Annotated in this window: 10 protein-coding genes and 1 riboswitch; of the genes, 4 read left to right on the forward strand and 6 right to left on the reverse strand. The window is 38.3% G+C overall.

From position 1 onward, the window contains the following. Positions 1-73 precede the first annotated feature (73 nt). Entirely contained in the window at positions 74-6,925 is a 6,852-nt protein-coding gene (locus tag CY0110_RS27990; protein WP_008276296.1) for a beta strand repeat-containing protein, read from the reverse strand. Positions 6,926-7,539: 614 nt separating this feature from the next. Further along, positions 7,540-8,016, reverse strand: a complete 477-nt coding sequence (bcp, locus tag CY0110_RS14900) for a thioredoxin-dependent thiol peroxidase (RefSeq protein WP_035799536.1) — start codon at positions 8,014-8,016, stop codon at positions 7,540-7,542. 163 nt (positions 8,017-8,179) lie between these two features. Between bcp and CY0110_RS14905 the strand changes: the two genes are divergently transcribed. Further along, positions 8,180-9,031: a cysteine peptidase family C39 domain-containing protein gene (locus CY0110_RS14905; protein WP_008276299.1), complete on the forward strand. Its 852-nt coding sequence runs from the start codon at positions 8,180-8,182 to the stop codon at positions 9,029-9,031. A 99-nt stretch (positions 9,032-9,130) separates the two neighbouring features. Here the strand turns inward: CY0110_RS14905 and CY0110_RS14910 are convergent, their stop codons facing one another. Then, a complete protein-coding gene (locus tag CY0110_RS14910) occupies positions 9,131-9,799 on the reverse strand; it encodes a HupE/UreJ family protein (RefSeq protein ID WP_008276300.1) in 669 nt (222 codons plus the stop codon). A gap of 68 nt (positions 9,800-9,867) precedes the next feature. Further along, positions 9,868-10,017: riboswitch (cobalamin riboswitch) on the reverse strand. 136 nt (positions 10,018-10,153) lie between these two features. On the opposite strand from CY0110_RS14910, the gene CY0110_RS14915 reads away from it, so the two are divergent. Continuing rightward, positions 10,154-10,528: a DUF6464 family protein gene (locus CY0110_RS14915; protein WP_008276301.1), complete on the forward strand. Its 375-nt coding sequence runs from the start codon at positions 10,154-10,156 to the stop codon at positions 10,526-10,528. On the opposite strand, the gene fmt is transcribed toward CY0110_RS14915, so the two are convergent. Further along, entirely contained in the window at positions 10,525-11,520 is a 996-nt protein-coding gene (gene fmt / locus CY0110_RS14920) for a methionyl-tRNA formyltransferase (RefSeq protein WP_008276302.1), read from the reverse strand. The genes CY0110_RS14915 and fmt overlap by 4 nt on opposite strands. Before the next feature lie 377 nt (positions 11,521-11,897). Between fmt and CY0110_RS14925 the strand changes: the two genes are divergently transcribed. Together CY0110_RS14925 and CY0110_RS14930 are read left to right on the forward strand one after the other, a co-directional pair. Then, entirely contained in the window at positions 11,898-14,096 is a 2,199-nt protein-coding gene (locus CY0110_RS14925; RefSeq protein ID WP_008276303.1) for a phosphoketolase family protein, read from the forward strand. Positions 14,097-14,359: 263 nt separating this feature from the next. Next, a complete protein-coding gene (locus CY0110_RS14930; protein WP_008276304.1) occupies positions 14,360-15,109 on the forward strand; it encodes an amino acid ABC transporter ATP-binding protein in 750 nt (249 codons plus the stop codon). Positions 15,110-15,281: 172 nt separating this feature from the next. Here the strand turns inward: CY0110_RS14930 and CY0110_RS14935 are convergent, their stop codons facing one another. Further along, positions 15,282-16,691 carry a hemolysin family protein gene (locus CY0110_RS14935; RefSeq protein WP_008276306.1) on the reverse strand — a complete coding sequence of 470 codons (1,410 nt, stop codon included), beginning with the start codon at positions 16,689-16,691 and terminating at the stop codon, positions 15,282-15,284. 25 nt (positions 16,692-16,716) lie between these two features. Beyond that, positions 16,717-17,424: a hypothetical protein gene (locus CY0110_RS14940; protein WP_008276307.1), complete on the reverse strand. Its 708-nt coding sequence runs from the start codon at positions 17,422-17,424 to the stop codon at positions 16,717-16,719. Positions 17,425-18,038 lie beyond the last annotated feature (614 nt).

Raw genomic sequence — 18,038 nt, forward strand, 5'->3', positions numbered from 1 at the left:
GAGTAAAAGGGGTTAATTAGGAACTGAAAACGAGGAAAAGTGACCCATGAATAATGAGTCACTTAATGAAGGTTTAACTGAAGACAAAGTTATTAGGATCATCGAGGGTATTTTGATCAACGTCTATTCCCTGTACAACCGCTAAAGTTCTGACGTAACTATTAGAACCTGCCGAACCATCCACATCAATACCAATTGTAGTAAAGCCCGCTAAAGAACCGATTTGTACATAACCTAGATCGAGAGGATTTTGACTGTTAGAAGTAAAATTCGTGTCGTTATTGAGAAGTTCGACCAGATTAATCACATCTAGACCCAGTTCAAAATCAGTAATGATATCTAAGCCATCATTAATACTCTGGAAAACAAACTCATCATTACCTCCCATACCCGTCAGAACATCATAGCCTTTAAATCCAGTGATAATTTCACTTTCTGCAGTTCCAATGAGATTATCTCGACCTGGAGTTCCATTAATTTCTACAGGGCCTGAAGGAATATCATCCTGTTCAATGGTTCCTACACCTTGAGTATCACTCAAAGTAACATCACGGCCATTGGCATTGAGATTAAACAAGTTAACGAAGAACTCTTCATCAGGTTCAACAATGGTTTCTCCTGTCACCTCAACGGTAATGGTTTCAACTTCCCCTGCATTCCCTGTAAAGTTAAGGGTTCCACTATTGGCAGTGTAGTCATTATCAGCAACAGTTGCCGTTCCATCTGCTGTGTCAAAGTCAAGAGATAATCCTGTGTCAACTTCATTATCTAAGATGACATCAAAGGTATAAGCAGTGGTGCCACTATCTCCTTCAACTTGACTAACATTGTTGATACTAATAGACGAGCTATCATCGTTGGTAATGGTTCCTGTTCCCTGTCCGTCAACAATATTAGCCCCTATCGCATTAGAAAGGTTAACCGAGAGGGTTTCATTGAGTTCAACCTTGTTATCCCCATTCACTTCAACCGTAATGGTTTGGACTTCTCCTGCATTACCAGTAAAGTTGAGGGTGCCACTGGTAGCCGTATAGTCATTATCGGCTGTGGTAGCCGTGCCATCAGCGGTGTCAAAGTCCACACTTGCCCCACCACTAACCGCATTATTGAGGGTGACATCAAAGGTTAAGGTTTGGGTTCCACTATCTCCTTCAGTTACGGTTGCGTTACTGATAGAAAAAACAGCATCGACTGGGGGGGTATCATCATTTTCAATGGTTCCTGTCCCTTGAGTATCATCAATGTTGACATTACGACCATTAGCATTAAGGTTAGTTAAATTAACCAAGAAGTCTTCATCAGGTTCAACAATGGTTTCTCCTGTCACCTCAACGGTAATGGTTTCAACTTCCCCTGCATTCCCTGTAAAGTTAAGGGTTCCACTATTGGCAGTGTAGTCATTATCAGCAACAGTTGCCGTATCATCGGCCGTGTCAAACTCAACAGATAATCCTGTGTCAACTTCGTTATCTAAGGTGACATCAAAGGTATAAGCAGTGGTGCCACTATCTCCTTCAACTTGGCTGACATTATTGATACTGATAGAGGCACTATCATCGTTGGTAATGGTGCCAACCCCTTGTCCATCAACAATATTAGCCCCTATCGCATTAGAAAGGTTAACCGAGAGGGTTTCATTGAGTTCAACCTTGTTATCCCCATTAACTTCAACGGTAATGGTTTGGACTTCTCCTGCGTTACCAGTAAAGTTTAAGGTGCCACTGGTAGCCGTATAATCCCCATCTGCTGTGGTAGCCGTTCCATTAGCTGTATCAAAGTCTACACTTGCACCACCACTGACCGCATTATTGAGGGTGACATCAAAGGTTAAGGTTTGGGTTCCACTATCTCCTTCTGTTACGGTTGCGTTACTGATAGAGAAGCCTGCCCCATCATCATTTTCGATGGTTCCAATGCCTTGAGTATCACTAATGCTGACATTACGACCATTAGCATTGAGGTTAGAGAGGTTAACGAAGAAATCTTCATCAGGTTCAACGGTGGTATCTCCTACCACATCAACCGTAATGGTTTGAGTTTCTCCTGCGTTCCCTGTAAAGTTTAAGGTTCCACTGTTGGCAGTGTAGTCATTATTAGCAACAGTTGCCGTATCATCGGCCGTGTCAAAGTCAAGAGATAATCCTGTGTCAACTTCGTTATCTAAGGTGACATCAAAGGTATAAGCAGTGGTGCCACTATCTCCTTCAACTTGGCTAACATTGTTGATACTAATAGAGGCACTGTCGTCGTTGGTAATAGTTCCAACTCCTTGTCCGTCAGTAACGATGACATTACGACCACTATCTTGCACATTGGAAAGGTTAACAAAGAAAGTTTCATCCAATTCAACCTTATTATCCCCATTCACTTCAACGGTAATGGTTTGGGTTTCCCCTGCATTCCCTGTAAAGTTTAAGGTTCCACTGGTAGCCGTATAGTCATTATCTACTGTACTAGCTGTACCATTAGCCGTTGCATAATCAACAGTAAACCCTGTATCAACCGCTTCATCAAGGGTTACGGTAAAGGTGAATAGTTGGGTTCCATTATTACCTTCTACTAGGGTGACATCACTAATACTTAAACTAGCACTATCATCATTAACAATGGTTCCTGTTCCCTGTCCGTCAGCAATAGTTGCACCTGACGCATTAGAGAGGTTAACAAAAAAGGTTTCATTGAGTTCTACTTCCGTGTCGCCATTAACATTAACCGTAATGGTTTGAGTTTCCCCTGCATTCCCGACAAAGTTGAGGGTGCCACTGGTAGCACTATAGTCATTATCGGCGGTGGTAGCTGTTCCATTAGCTGTGTCAAAATCGACACTTGCGCCTCCGCTAATGTTGTTACTGAGGGTAACGCTAAAGACAAACTGTTGAGTTCCATTATCTCCTTCGGCGAGGGTGACATTGTTAATGGAAAGATTAGCACCATCGTCATTTTGGATAGTCCCGATACCTACAGAGTCGCTAAACGTAACGTTACGACCACTCGCTTGAATATTGCTGAGATTGACGGCGAAGGTTTGATCAGGTTCAACGGTGGTATCGCCATTAACATCAACCGTAATGGTTTGGGTTTCTCCTGCATTCCCTGTAAAGTTGAGGGTTCCATTGGTCGCTTGATAATCATTATTGGCAACAGTGGCTGAACCATTGGCGGTACCAAAGTCAACTGATAAACCTGTATCGACTTCGTTGTTGAGGGTAACAGTAAAGGTAAAAGGCGTTGTGCCAGTATTTCCCTCACTTTGGGTCACATTATCAATACTGATGTTGGCATTATCGTCATTATTAATCGTGCCAGTACCAGAGACGAGAACAGGTAACGTTCCACTTCCTTGAAGGTTGCTGAGGACAACATCAAAGGATTCAGCGAGTTCAACCTTATTATCTCCGTTAACACTTACGGTAATGGTTTGACTCTCTCCGTCCGTTCCACTAAAGTTTAGTGTACCATTGGTCGCAAGATAGTCTCCGTCAGCAACAGTCGCCGTCCCATCAACCGTATCATAATCAACGCTAAAGGCATCAGTATCCCCATTAAGGCTAACGGTAAAGGTAAAGTTCGTTGTGCCGTTATCCCCTTCTGACAGGATGACATCACTCACAGACAAAGCAGCCGTTTCTACTACCACCAGGCTTAAGTCATTGGTATTGAAGACAGGGGCAAATGCTAATCCTCCACCAATATCTAACCCGCTAAAGGAGAGATTTGTGGCAATATCGGGGGCAGAGTCAAAGGTAATAATTTCAAAGGTTTGACCCAGGAGAGGGGTAAAACTATTGACTAAACTGACGTTGATAGTGCCATCAAAGGTGGCTGTCCCGTCAATATCTAGAATATCGAAATTAGTGAGGCCACCGATTTCAATATCAATGTTCGATAAATCAGTTTCAGTATAGTCCCCTGTGATATTTAACGTAGCTATATCCCCCACAGATAATCCAGGGGTAATGGTTCCGGCATCGTTATCAAGATCCCCATCAACACTACCAAAACCAGAAACATTTCCTGCATTGATATTCAGGGCGTTGGAAAAACCAGTGGATCTAATAATACCGCCGTTTAAAATGGTATTTCCTGCTGTTTGAGTGTAATTGTCGCTATTAAAGGACAGAATACCTGAGCGTACCTCTACGGTATTACTGTTATCAAACTCTACTCCAATGGTAGTGACATCAGTATTACTACTATTCTGTTTACGGAATACTCCCTGGTTGGTAAACAGAGGGGTTGGGGCGGTACTCAGATCAGAAAAACCACTGGCTAAAATAAAACTAGAACTATTTCCTTCCGCAATAAAGGTTCCAGTGCTGGTATTAACAATTTGTCCTGAACCAATTTCTGTTCCCGTTGGATTCAGATTGATTGTACCCCCTGTCCAGGTCAGGGTATTTTCGTTTCGGAGTATCCGTCCACTATCAAAACCAATGGTACCTGTAATGGTGGTAGGCCCTTCTAAAATGGTTGTGCCAGCATCCTGCTGACGACCTCCACTGAGACTAGCATTACCTGTTACTGTGAGGTCTCCTGTTACCGCTAAAACCCCCCCACTCTGAACAAAGGTTCCTGTGGTGGCTGCACTGTTAATATTCAGTATGCCAATACTAGATAGTTCCGTTGTTCCAGCAAAATTATAGGGAATATCAACATTAACTGTCCCACTACTAACGTTGACCGTTCCATTTCCTGTGATGGTTGCTCCACTATTGAGGTCGTGAGTCCCTCCATTAAAGTTTAGTTCGGCATCACTATCAATTTCAAAGTCCCCGGTGTGAGTTCCCCCATCGCTCAGTCGGAGAATACCGGAGAGAACTTCTACGGTGTTGCTGTTATCAAACTCCACTGAAATGATAGTGACATCAGTATTACTACTATTCTGTTTACGGAATACCCCTTGGTTGGTAAACAGAGGGGTTGGGGCGGTACTCAGATCAGAAAAACCACTGGCTAAAATAAAGCTAGGACTATTTCCTTCCGCAATAAAGGTTCCAGTGCTGGTATTAACAATTTGTCCTGAACCAATTTCTGTTCCCGTTGGATTCAGATTGATTGTACCCCCTGTCCAGGTCAGGGTATTTTCGTTTCGGAGTATCCGTCCACTATCAAAACCAATGGTACCTGTAATGGTGGTAGGCCCTTCTAAAATGGTTGTGCCAGCATCCTGCTGACGACCTCCACTGAGACTAGCATTACCTGTTACTGTGAGGTCTCCTGTTACCGCTAAAACCCCCCCACTCTGAACAAAGGTTCCTGTGGTGGCTGCACTGTTAATATTCAGTATGCCAATACTAGATAGTTCCGTTGTTCCAGCAAAATTATAGGGAATATCAACATTAACTGTCCCACTACTAACGTTGACCGTTCCATTTCCTGTGATGGTTGCTCCACTATTGAGGTCGTGAGTCCCTCCATTAAAGTTTAGTTCGGCATCACTATCAATTTCAAAGTCCCCGGTGTGAGTTCCCCCATCGCTCAGTCGGAGAATACCGGAGAGAACTTCTACGGTGTTGCTGTTATCAAACTCCACTGAAATGGTAGTGACATCAGTATCATTACTATTCTGTTTACGGAATACCCCTTGGTTAGTAAATAGAGGGGTTGGAGCAGTACCAATATCGGCAAAACCACTGGCCGTGATAGAGGTGGCACTATTCCCTTCAGCGATAAAGGTTCCGGTACTGGTATTGAGAATTTGTCCTGAACCAATTTCTGTTCCCGTTGGATTCAGATTGATTGTACCCCCTGTCCAGGTCAGGGTATTTTCGTTCTGGAGTACCCGTCCACTATCAAAACCAATGGTACCTGTAATGCTTGTAGGCCCTTCTAAGATGGTTGTGCCTGCATCTTGCTGACGACCTCCTCCACCGAGACTGGTATTGCCTGTTACCGTGAGGTCTCCTGTTACCGCTAAAACCCCCCCACTCTGGATAAAAGTTGCTGTGGTGACTGCATTATTGAGATTCAGTACACCACCACCAGATAGTTCCGTTGTTCCAGCAAAATTATAGGGAATATCAACATTAACTGTCCCACTACTAACGTTGACCGTTCCATTTCCTGTGATGGTTGCTCCACTATTGAGGTCGTGAGTCCCTCCATTAAAGTTTAGTTCGGCATCACTATCAATTTCAAAGTCCCCGGTGTGAGTTCCCCCATCGCTCAGTCGGAGAATACCGGAGAGGACTTCTACTGTATTACTGTTATCAAACTCCACTGAAATGGTAGTGACATCAGTATCATTACTATTCTGTTTACGGAATACCCCTTGGTTAGTAAATAGAGGGGTTGGAGCAGTACCAATATCGGCAAAACCACTGGCCGTGATAGAGGTGGCACTATTCCCTTCAGCGATAAAGGTTCCGGTACTGGTATTGAGAATTTGTCCTGAACCAATTTCTGTTCCTGAAGCATTAAGATTAATCGTACTGCCATTCCAGGTTACAGTTCCTTCATTCTGTAGGACTCGTCCACTATCAAGGGAAAGGTTACTTAGGGTTGTGTTTCCTTCTAAGATGGTGGTTCCTGCATCTCGCTGAGTCCCCCCAGTGATGATGGCATTGCCTGTCACCGTAAGATCACCTGTTCCTTGTAACGTGCCACCAGACTGGGTAAAAGTATCAACGGTACTGATACCATTAAGCTCAAGAACGCTACTACCGCTAAGACTTAGGTCATCATTGACCTCGAAGGTACTCGTCGCTATCAGAGTTCCCGCAGTTACCTCTAAAGAACTATTGGACTCTAATGTTCCAATGGTTAAAGAATTTAAAGGATTTTGACCATTAAAAACAGTACCAGCAAGGGTGTTACCAATGAAAATGTCATCATTATCGACGGGCAGGATATTGTTATCCCAATTTAAGGAATCAAACCAAAATCTGGAAATGCCTCCGCCACCATCCCATGTTCTAAGTGCCATTGTTAACTCCTGTCACACTATATTACTGAAATTCATTGAACAAATGCAGCTTCACGTGAAGCTGTTTTAGATACGCTAAATTTGGATTAAGGTGGCAACAAATCATAATTAATTGTCACCTTTATTATTTAAAAAAGTCTTCAACTAGAAAACTTCATATTCGATTCTACAGAGTCGATGTTAGTTTTAATGTATAAGTTGTTTGCTTTAATGTATAAGTTGCTTACGTACTTAACAAAATTTAAAAAAGGAACTTTGCTCATACATCTGAACTAAAAAAGGCTAGAATCCTAACTATAAAAAGCTTTGAATCGACCAGGATTTATGGGCGACTCATTTTCGCTATATCTAGTCATGTGTATAGACAGAGTTTTTTAATAGGAATTTACCACAGGCTGTCCTTATTCAACAGTTTTATCGAGTGCCAACGAACCTTGAGGACAAATAATATCAGCCCAAATATCTTGTAAACTTTCAGGAGAAACTCGTAAAGGAATAAATATTTTTCCAAATTTATAGGTAAAATCTCCTTCCTCAAAAAGTTATTTAGTGGACAATGACTTAACAAGTTATCCGCGTAAAATATTTCCACTTAACTCACCCGAAGCAAACAGTTAAATTTGTAATTCTTGTAATTTGTTTAATACTTTTTCTGCATGATTTTTCACTCTAATATTTCGCCAAATATAAGCAATATTTCCCTGTTGATTAATAATAAAAGTTGAGCGAATAATTCCCATATAATCTTTTCCCATAAACTTCTTTAATCCCCAAACACCATAAGCTTCAGCAACTTTATGATCAGGATCACAAAGTAATTCTATAGATAAATTATACTTGTCAATAAACTTATAATGGGACTTTTCTGAATCAGGACTAATACCGATAATTTTTGCGCCAATTTTCTCAAATTCTGGGTTTAATGTTGTAAAGTCTTGTGCTTCTGTTGTACAACCTGGTGTATTATCCTTAGGATAGAAATATAACACCAACCATTTTCCTAATATATCTTCTAACTTAATCCTTTCACCCTTCTGGTTATTAAGGGCGAAAGAAGGCGTATTTTGTCCAATTTCTAATAAATTACTCATAATTAATTCAAACAATAAAAGTTAACTGTTCAGAGTTGTTATTATCAATAACTAATAACTGAAAAAACTGATAACTGATAATTGAAAAAGCTTTCCGTAATTTTACTCCTGACAAATTCTCTTATACTCCGTTATTTTAGAGAAAAATAAGGAGATTAAAAATATGATTGATTTAATTATACCTAGTGTCATTGGTTTAGGATTAGGTGGTTTTTTGGGTAATGATTTAGCTAAAAAAGGAATTACTGCAGAAAATGCCCTAGAAAAACATCAACAAACAGCTAGAATCATTTTTATTAGTTTAGCAGGTATTTTAACCTTATTGATTGTCATTGATCGCTCAAACATATCTTATTTTCTTCCTCCCCTGTTTCCTCATATTTTTTCCCTTTATATGCAAGCAACTTTTGATAATGTATTACTGTGCTTTGGCTTTTTTATTTTTGGATTATTATTTTTGTTAGAATTATCAGGATGGTCATCTAGTAAGCGCAGAAATCAATTATTAATAGGATTAGGAGTAATCAGTTTCTGTTTATGCTTATTATTTTATTGGTTTTCTCCTATTGTGAATGATGTAGAAGAATTAAGGGTTGTCGATGGAGTCGTATTACAATCTACTACTGTAACTTGTTCACCGGCAAGCATTGCAACATTAGCAAGATTGAGTGGAAAACATCCAGAAATTGATGAAAAAAAAGTTGTAAAACTAACTAATACTAATCGCTTAGGAACTAATACATTAGCCGAAATTGCAGCAATGGAAAAGTTGGGATTAAATCCAGAGTATTATCATGATTTAACTTTAGAAGACTTATTAAATCGTAAACAATTGGCTTTACTTCATGTTAAACAGAGGTGGTTAAGTCAACAGTTTCCCCATGCAGTTGTTTTAATGGGTGTTGACACCGAAAAAGAAGAACTAATCATAGGAAATCCACTTTTTGGTACAGAAACTAAACCCTTTAGTGAATTAAAAGATTACTGGTTTGGTGAGGCAATTTTTATCAGTTAATACTAATTTTAAAAAGTTATTCAAAATTGCTCTAAGGGGATAATGGTTATTATGATTATCCCCTTAATTTCTATTAGTTTTTTCTGGTTTCAACGTTCATTAAGCAGCGAAAGCAAAGCTGAAAAATGCAAAACCGATTCCACTAATAGCTAACCCAATCATTCGTAAAATAAAAGTAGCTTTATCCTGAAACTTTTTGCTAATAACAATAGCCACGCCAAAAGCAGAAAAAGCGCATAATAATTGTATTATAGCAAAGCCAGCTAAATAAGCAATGATCGGACTCATTTCAGCACCAATAACTGCCTCTCCGTAAGCGTAACCATGAAAAATCCCTGCAATTATAGCTATAGTTGCAATGATAATAGTAGAAATACTAGAGGCAAAAAAATCACTTTTTTCTTTAGCTAATAAACTTCCGAAAGCTATCACAGAACTAGCAATAATAATCTCAGGATAGGGTAAATCAATTGTTTGTAAATGGATACCTGTTCCTATCATTGTAGCCATAACAAAAGTAATTGGAATTAAAAACCCTTGCTTAAATTTTGCCCCTAGTAAACCTACAGCAAGAATAAATGCAAAATGATCTAAACCAATGATAGGATGACCTAAACCTGATAAAAATCCTTCAAAAAAATTACTAGGGGTTTCTCCTCCAAAAGGGTGATGTGCTTTAGCTGATTGTGCTATTATCAATACAGTTAAAACTGTTAAAATAATACTAGCTTTTAGACGTAATTGATCCTTAATTGACGAAAATCTCATCCGTACCTCGCAGATAGAGTTAAAAAATAATTAGTTAAATCATCATACTTATGATCATTTAACTGATAACCATAGCTAAGTTATCGGCAGGTATTCTGACTTAGAAACTAATACTTTAGACTTCATCACAGTTGCGGGACAGTGTCGGACTTACACCAATCTTTCCCTATTACTTTTAGTGACTGTTCCCCACTAAAACCGATAGCTTGATTATTATAGTCGCGTTGAGTAAATTTCGTCAAATATTATTAAGGATAAATAAGTTAATTAAATGTTCATCAATCATTAAGTCAACACCATCGTTTAGCAAAAGTTGATTATAATACAAACATTAGTTAATGATGACAGATTAAAATGAATCAAAATTTTATTTTAACGGAAGTTATTTTAAGTTATAATCATCAATGCTTAGGAAAGCTTAAGTTAAATTGGAATCCCCAAAAAAGCAATTATTTAGAATTAGAAGGAACAATATACACTATCTTAGAATATCATCATCATTATCATTATCAAGTAGGTGGTTATCAATTAAAAAAAATATCTCTTTATGTACAAAAAGTGGAAGATAGTCAAGAGAAAAATCTAGTTGATGGTCGTTGGGTTTTAGGAGATATTAATTGTCATTTTAATGCTAATTCCGAGATAATAATCTGTGCAGTTAATCCTCAAGGTTCTTGTCAGAATTGTCAATTTTTTGAACCCAAAAAAGACAATAAAATTCATAATTAACCTAATATTTCTCCTACTTTTAGATGGCTTCCATTAACCAAATCCCAACCAGACTGGGGACGTTTACCGGATGGTTGAACATTTGATAGTAATAGTAATCCTTCTCCTGTTTGAATCACTGGACCAAATTTTTTAATTAAACTGATAACTTCCCCAGGATTCCCTGTCATCTTATCTAAGGATTCAATGTGTTTTTTTAGCCCATCAAAATTATCATCTAATGCTTGTAAATAATTATCATTAATCGGAATAGTTGCCGTAATTTTTAATTTATTATCTCGAAACGATGTAAAACAATTGGGATAAAATCCTCTAATTTGATTATGAATCGCGATCGCCGATTTATTCCAGTCAATAATAAAATCATCTTTATTAATTAAAGAAGCGTAAGTTGCTTCATCATCATTCTGAGGAATAGGTTTCATTTGATTATTGTCTAATTTTTCTAAGGTTTCAATTAATAAATCTGCCCCTTGATTAGCTAATTTTTCGGCAATTTCATGAGCATTATCAAATAAATTTATATCAGTATAAGCCTTTAATAACATATCCCCTGTATCCATTCCTTCATCCATTAACATGGTGGTAATTCCTGTTTTGCGATCGCCATTATAAAGACACCATTGAATTGGGGCAGCACCGCGATATTGAGGTAAAATAGAACCATGAACATTAACACATCCCAGTTTAGGCATTTGTAAAATTTCTGATGATAAAATCTGTCCATAAGCTACAACTACAAACACATCAGCTTCACTATTTCGTAGCTGTATAAGGGTATCTTGATCTTTTTTGATTCTCTTAGGTTGCCAAACAGTAATATTATGATCTAAGGCTACTTTTTTAACGGCTGAAGGAATTATTTTTTTACCTCTTCCTCTTCTTTTATCTGGTTGTGTTACTACCCCAATAACATTAAATTGAGGATGATTTAATAATTTTTGTAATGTGGGAACAGCAAATTGAGGAGTTCCAAAAAAGATAACTTGCATCATATTTTTTAGTAGAGATCAATCCTATTTTAATGTAAGCTGGCAATTAATTAACGGACTTTTAAAATTAATCTAAAAATTAATACAAAGAGGTACACCTAAAATTTAATTCTTAACTCCTGACTACTCAAACTAGAAAACTTTTTACCTTACAAGTATGGGAACTGCTATATTACTATTTTTATAGAAGAAGACTCTTTATTTTAAAAAGCAACAACATAGATAAATGTTTTATTAAACAATAACTTATCATCTCTATAACAACGATAGACTAATTCCCATTACTAAAAATCCTTAATACTATCTAAATAAATCCCCACAGACCTGTAAGATTGTTTTAATACTTGCCGTTATGTAAATTTAGGAATAACTCACACATGACAGTTGCTAGCGCAATACCCGCATTTTGTCAAGGAATTCAACATTTTGGTGAAAATTTACCGAACTACGAACAATATACTGCAGAAGCAGCCATAAAATTAGGCGATACAGCTATTGCCTCAGCCAACGACCCTAATGCCGTTTTTCAAACCCTTCTAGCAGCCGACGCATTACGCTACTTAACCCTGCAAACTGCTGCCACCAAACAATCAGGTCATCCTGGAGGCTTTGCAAGTATCGCCGACACCATTGCAGCTTTGGTGATGCTAGGTCATAAGAACATTATCACTGAAGTAGGTCATCATGCTCCAGGTTTCTACAGTAATATGTTTTTAGACCGTTCCTTAGAAGATATGGGCATCACCACCGTGCAACAGATGGGAGAACGGTTTAGGGAAATGCACGGACTTTTAGGACATCTTTCTGGGCAAATACCAGGACTTTTAAACCCCGCAGGACCATTAGGACAAGGACAACATTTTGCCATGGCCGGTGCTAAATTACATCCTGGTACATTGTTTCCTGTCACTATTGGGGATGGTGGGTTAGGGGAACCCTATATTATGAGTAGCTTTGCTCACTTTAATACTTCTTTTCCCGATATCACTAACTTCTTACCTATTTTGGTGTGGAATGGTTATTCCCAAGAACATCATAGTATGGTTTCTACCAAGACCAATGAAGAAATGGTGGCTTATTGGCAAGGAAACGGGTTCGCTGAGGTCATTTTAGTCAACGCTAAAGACTACGATGACAGTAACCAAGAAGGGGAATATGTTGACAGTACCCAGTTTTCTCTGGCCAAACGGATAGCTTTTACCCAAGCTATTTTAGAAGCTACCGATAAAGCGAGCAAGTCTGCTTTAAGCGGTACTTTAACCGTTCTCATCGTTAAACAACTCAAAGGAGCCGGGGTTCATAAACGGGGCGCAAAATCTCATAATTTATATCCTGGGGATACCTTAGAAAAAGATTATATTATCAGTGCTTTAAAAGAACGGGCTTTATCCCCTGAAGCGTGGCAACTGGTTCGTACTAATTTTGAACGTTCTGCTGGTGGGCCAGCATCCCATAACGTTGTCACAGAACAAGTCTTACCCTTGCCAGAGTTAGGAGAGTTACCCTTAACCGAATACGAGGTACATGGGGAGAAAAAAGTGGCTACTACTGCTATGGGTGAGTTAGTGGTTCATGTGGGACAAAAAGACCCTAACTTTGTGGTCGCTAATGCCGATGGAAATGCAGCCTCTGGCATTAATAATATCAATATTGGTTTAAAAATCGTTCATCCTACTGTTGATGACCTTTATTTTCAAGGTCCGGGGGGACAAGTTTATGAACCTTTAAGTGAGGATGCTTGCGCTGGTTTAGCTGCAGGTTTGGCTTTATTTGGGTCAAGGACTTTGTGGTGTTCTTATGAGTCTTTTGCTATCAATGGTTTACCTATCTGGCAAACGGTAACTCAAGCCATGGCCGAATTACGTCGTCCTACTCCTTCTACGATTACTTTATTCACTGCTGGTGCATTAGAACAAGGCCGTAATGGTTGGACTCATCAACGACCCGAAATTGAAAATTATTTTGCGGGAATGATGCGTAATGGTAACATTTTTCCTCTGTTTCCTTGTGATGCCAATAGTATTCAAATTTGTTACGAATGGGCTGTTAAAACCAGTAATAAAGGGATAACTATTACTGCTAGTAAATCACCTTTACCTGTACGTACAAGTTTAGAGCAGACCCGTCAAGGTTTACAAGATGGGGGCATTATTTTACACGAGAGTGAAGGGAAGAAAAAAGTTGTGTTTGCTGTCATTGGCGACATGACTTTGATTCCTGTGTTTGATGCTGCTTTACACTTAGAAAATGAAGGCATCGGTGTTAAAATTGTTTCGGTTGTTAGTCCCCGTCGTTTATATCGTCCCCATGACGTTGCTTGGCAAACTTGCAGCGAAAAAGATAGTCATTTCTTAGATGATGAAGGCTTTGAAAAATTATTCGGTGGCGACGTTTTAATAGGGGTCACTGGCGGAACTTCTGCTATGTTAGAACCGATTATGTTACGTAGTAATAGTAAGCGTGATACCTTTGCTTGGAAGCGTGGGGAAACCGCATCGAGTGCTGGACAAATTATGGAATTTAATGGTTTAACTGCAGAAGCTTTAAGTAAGCGGGCAAACGAGTTATTGAGTTAATTCTTTGCTTATATCCTCAAGGATATATCTATACAAACATAGTCCGAGAAAATCGGTTACCCTATCAATATCATTTAAGCTGCGAAAGCAGCTTTTGTTTTTCTAACTTCAGGTTTGGTTCTATAGCAAAAGTGTTGACAGCTATCCAATTTCTCGCTGAAATTTATATTGATTAATATCATACTAAATCGGATTGTGAAAACCCACTTATATTGATAATTGCTAAACTAAATCAAGTCAAATTATTAAGGATGAGCAAAATTATGACCCAAACTGCCCAAGAAACAGCTATTATTGCTCAAGATGTAGAAAAATGGTATGACAATAACTTTCATGTTTTACAGGGGGTTAGTCTTACGGTTAATCAAGGGGAAGTTGTTGTGATTATGGGGCCATCTGGTTCAGGAAAATCTACTTTTATTCGGACATTTAACGCTTTAGAACCCTATCAAAAAGGGAGTATTATCATTGATGGCATTAAACTATCTCATGACCTTAAAAATATTGAAGCCATTAGAAGAGAAGTGGGAATGGTATTCCAACAATTTAATTTATTTCCCCATTTAACCGTCTTAAATAATGTTACTTTAGCTCCTATTTGGGTACGACATTGGAAAAAACAAAAAGCTGAAGCCAAAGCCATGCAACTATTAGAAAAAGTGGGGATTTTGGAACAAGCTAATAAGTATCCTGGCCAATTATCTGGAGGACAACAGCAACGGGTGGCTATTGCTCGCGCATTAGCCATGGAACCGAAAATTATGTTATTTGATGAACCCACTTCGGCCCTTGACCCAGAGATGATTAAAGAAGTCTTAGATACAATGCGTAGTTTAGCCGATGGGGGAATGACAATGGTATGTGTCACCCATGAGGTAGGGTTCGCCAGAGAAGTTGCCGATAGGGTGGTATTTATGGATGGAGGGAAAATAGTAGAAATAGCTACCCCCGAAGACTTTTTTAATAACCCACAAGAAGAAAGAAGTCAGAAATTTTTATCACAAATTTTGTAAAAGAGTTACAGTAACATGATGCTCATTGAACATAATAGGTTCAATATAAAAAATATTAGTTTAAATAATGAACAAATTTATGAACTTTGTCAAGTAAATGATCAATGCTGAAGTTTAGACTAATTACCTTAAACATTATGCTAGGCTGTACAGTTTAATCTAAATTCCAGATTTATTCAACTGAGGTTTCATCATTCTCATCACTCTCATTTGACGGCATAACATCATTTTCTTCTTCTAAAGGTTCATTTACCGTAGGAGGTTGTCGTCTGAGATGAATTTGTTTTAATCGCGGCCCTTCAGAATCAACAATAGTAAACGATAAATTTTCATAATTAAGACTTTCACCTTCACTAGGTATTTTTTGCCACTGATACAATAAAAAGCCCCCCAGTGTTTGATATTCATCCGTTAAGGGTAAATCTAACCCTAAAACATTATTTAACTCTTCAAGATTAAGTTGGGCTTCTATCAAGAAATTATGTTCATCGATCATTTTTAGGGTATCTTCTTCTTCAATAATTCCTTCAATATCGTTACCTAAAATCTCTCCAATGACATCTTGTATAGTAATTAAGCCGGATGTTCCCCCAAATTCATCCACCACCATGACCATTTTTAATTGCGATCGCTGCATCAAGGCTAATAATTCATCTAAAGCCATTGATTCTGAGACAAATTTAACCGGTTTAATCCAAGACTGAACCTGAGAGGTTGGGATCAACTCCCCTTGTCCTAAGGGTTGTGCTAAATCTTTAAAATCAATAATCCCTAAAATATCATCAAGGGAGTCTCCCTTAACAGGGTAACGAGAATGTCCAGTTTGCGTTACTTCTTGCAAAAATTCTTCAAAGGTAGCTGTTTCAGCGATCGCCACTAACTGAGTTCGGGGAACCATCACTTCTACAGCCGTCACGGCACTAAATTCAAAAACATTTTTGAGTAATGCCCGTTCTTGCGCTTCTAACCCAGTTGATTCTCCTTCGGTGGCAATAATCAATTGTAATTCTTCTGGAGTCACTTGACTATAACCGCCGTTGGTGTTGTATTTGATCCCAACACTCCGTAATAAATAACGGGTAGACTGATTTAAAATCCAAATGAAGGGATTAAAGACTTGGGCAATTACGCCAATTGAAGGCCCTAAAAAACGGGCTAATTCTTCTGAATAAATCAAAGCCACTGATTTAGGACATAATTCCCCTAAGACAATTTGTAAATAGGCTAAGGCTAAAAACGCAATAGGAATGGCAATACTGTGAGATATACTGTTAGCTACAAGGGGAGGTAATGGTAATTTGGACAATACCTCCATCACCAATTTAGCCATGGTACTTTCTCCTATCCAACCCAAGGCTAAACTCGACAGAGTAATGCCTAATTGGGTTGTGGATAAGAGGCGATCAAGACTACGTTGTAACGATTGTACCGTTTGGGCTTGAATATCTCCTGCTTTGACTAATTGACTGACCCGCGATCGCCTTACGGAAACCATAGCAAATTCTGCGGTAACAAAAAAGGCGTTAATGGCTATCAATAACAGAATTGATAAGGCCCGTATCAAAATATCTTGGGTGGTCATATTTAGAGTTTGACAATCACAAGGATTATCGAGTAACAGGAATTTGGGCGATATTAAGTTTCAATTTTTGATCGGGATAATCGGTAAGATTCAAGGATAAACTCTGACTATCATCCACTAAAGCACTGGGAATTTTTACTTTACCCATAAAACTCTCACTGTTAGCCGGTAATTCTTCGGGAAGTCCTTCTGTAATGGCACTTAAGGAACGACCTTGATTATCCTTTACTTCTAAAAAACTATAAAGGAATTTCACTGGGGTTGCACCTTCATTTTGTAAATTTACTTTTAATGATAGAGTCGTTCCCTCGTTGGTGGCTTCATTTACTTCTAACTTTACCCCTTGATCTGTCACTTGTAAGGGTAAATTGGCAACTGCTGGGGAGGGTTCAATATCATTAGGAGTCTCTTCAGTTGATTGGCTAGTTTTTTCTTCAGTTTTGCTATTTTCTTCCTTTTGCTCTTTTCCAGAAGCTGCTGCTTTATTTTTTTGATGGGTATGGTTATAAACTTTAATTAAGATAGTTTTTTCGTCAATAGGCTTAAATTCGGTGGGTTCAGTGGATTTTTTTTCTCCCTCTGTTAGTTTCTTGGTGGGGTTATTTTCTGGTTGACTGACCCCTTTTAAGGCTTGGGTTCCGGCTTGGTAACCTAAAAAAGCACTAGCGGTTCCGGCTCCTGACATGAGTAATAATAGTAGTATGGTTAGCTTCAGGGTTGAATTAATTTTCATTGTAATAAGGGTAAACTTAAAAATTCTCTTTAATTATATTTAATTATGATAATTAGTAAACTATCGGTCATAGAGCGTTTACTTCAATGACAGTATATCTACGCTCAAAGTTTCGAGAAAACTTTGCCTATCCCCCTATTACTTATCGACTCAAGAAATAGCATTCAATCACACCCTTAATTTTTATTCGTAGCCTTAAGGGTATTTTGACTAATTGTGTTATCGTGTTGGCTACAGACAGTCTATAATGAGTTACAAAAATTTTTTGTTCTTTGTTTTTTCATCTTCGTAAATCTGTTTCCGACTTAAATAGACTAGCGACACTTAGATTGTAAGAGTAACAAAGTGAAAACTCTTTTTTATTTTTTATCTTTTATAGTTTTTTAAAATCTCAATATTTTTCGGCTAATTTTAGTTACTAAAATCAGAGAGAGAAGACCCTCTTATTTTAAGGTATAAAGCTATTGAAATAGGGCTTAAGTTTTTATCAACAAACAATCAGTACACAGTTGAACTCTATTTTTTAAGCCCGTTTATCTTCAATATATCTCATGTTTGCCATTTCCTCTGGCTAACACTCTATTTCTTAACCAAGGATAATTAGGGTTAAGATA

The sequence above is a fragment of the Crocosphaera chwakensis CCY0110 genome (genome assembly GCF_000169335.1).
Classification (GTDB): Bacteria; Cyanobacteriota; Cyanobacteriia; order Cyanobacteriales; family Microcystaceae; genus Crocosphaera; species Crocosphaera chwakensis.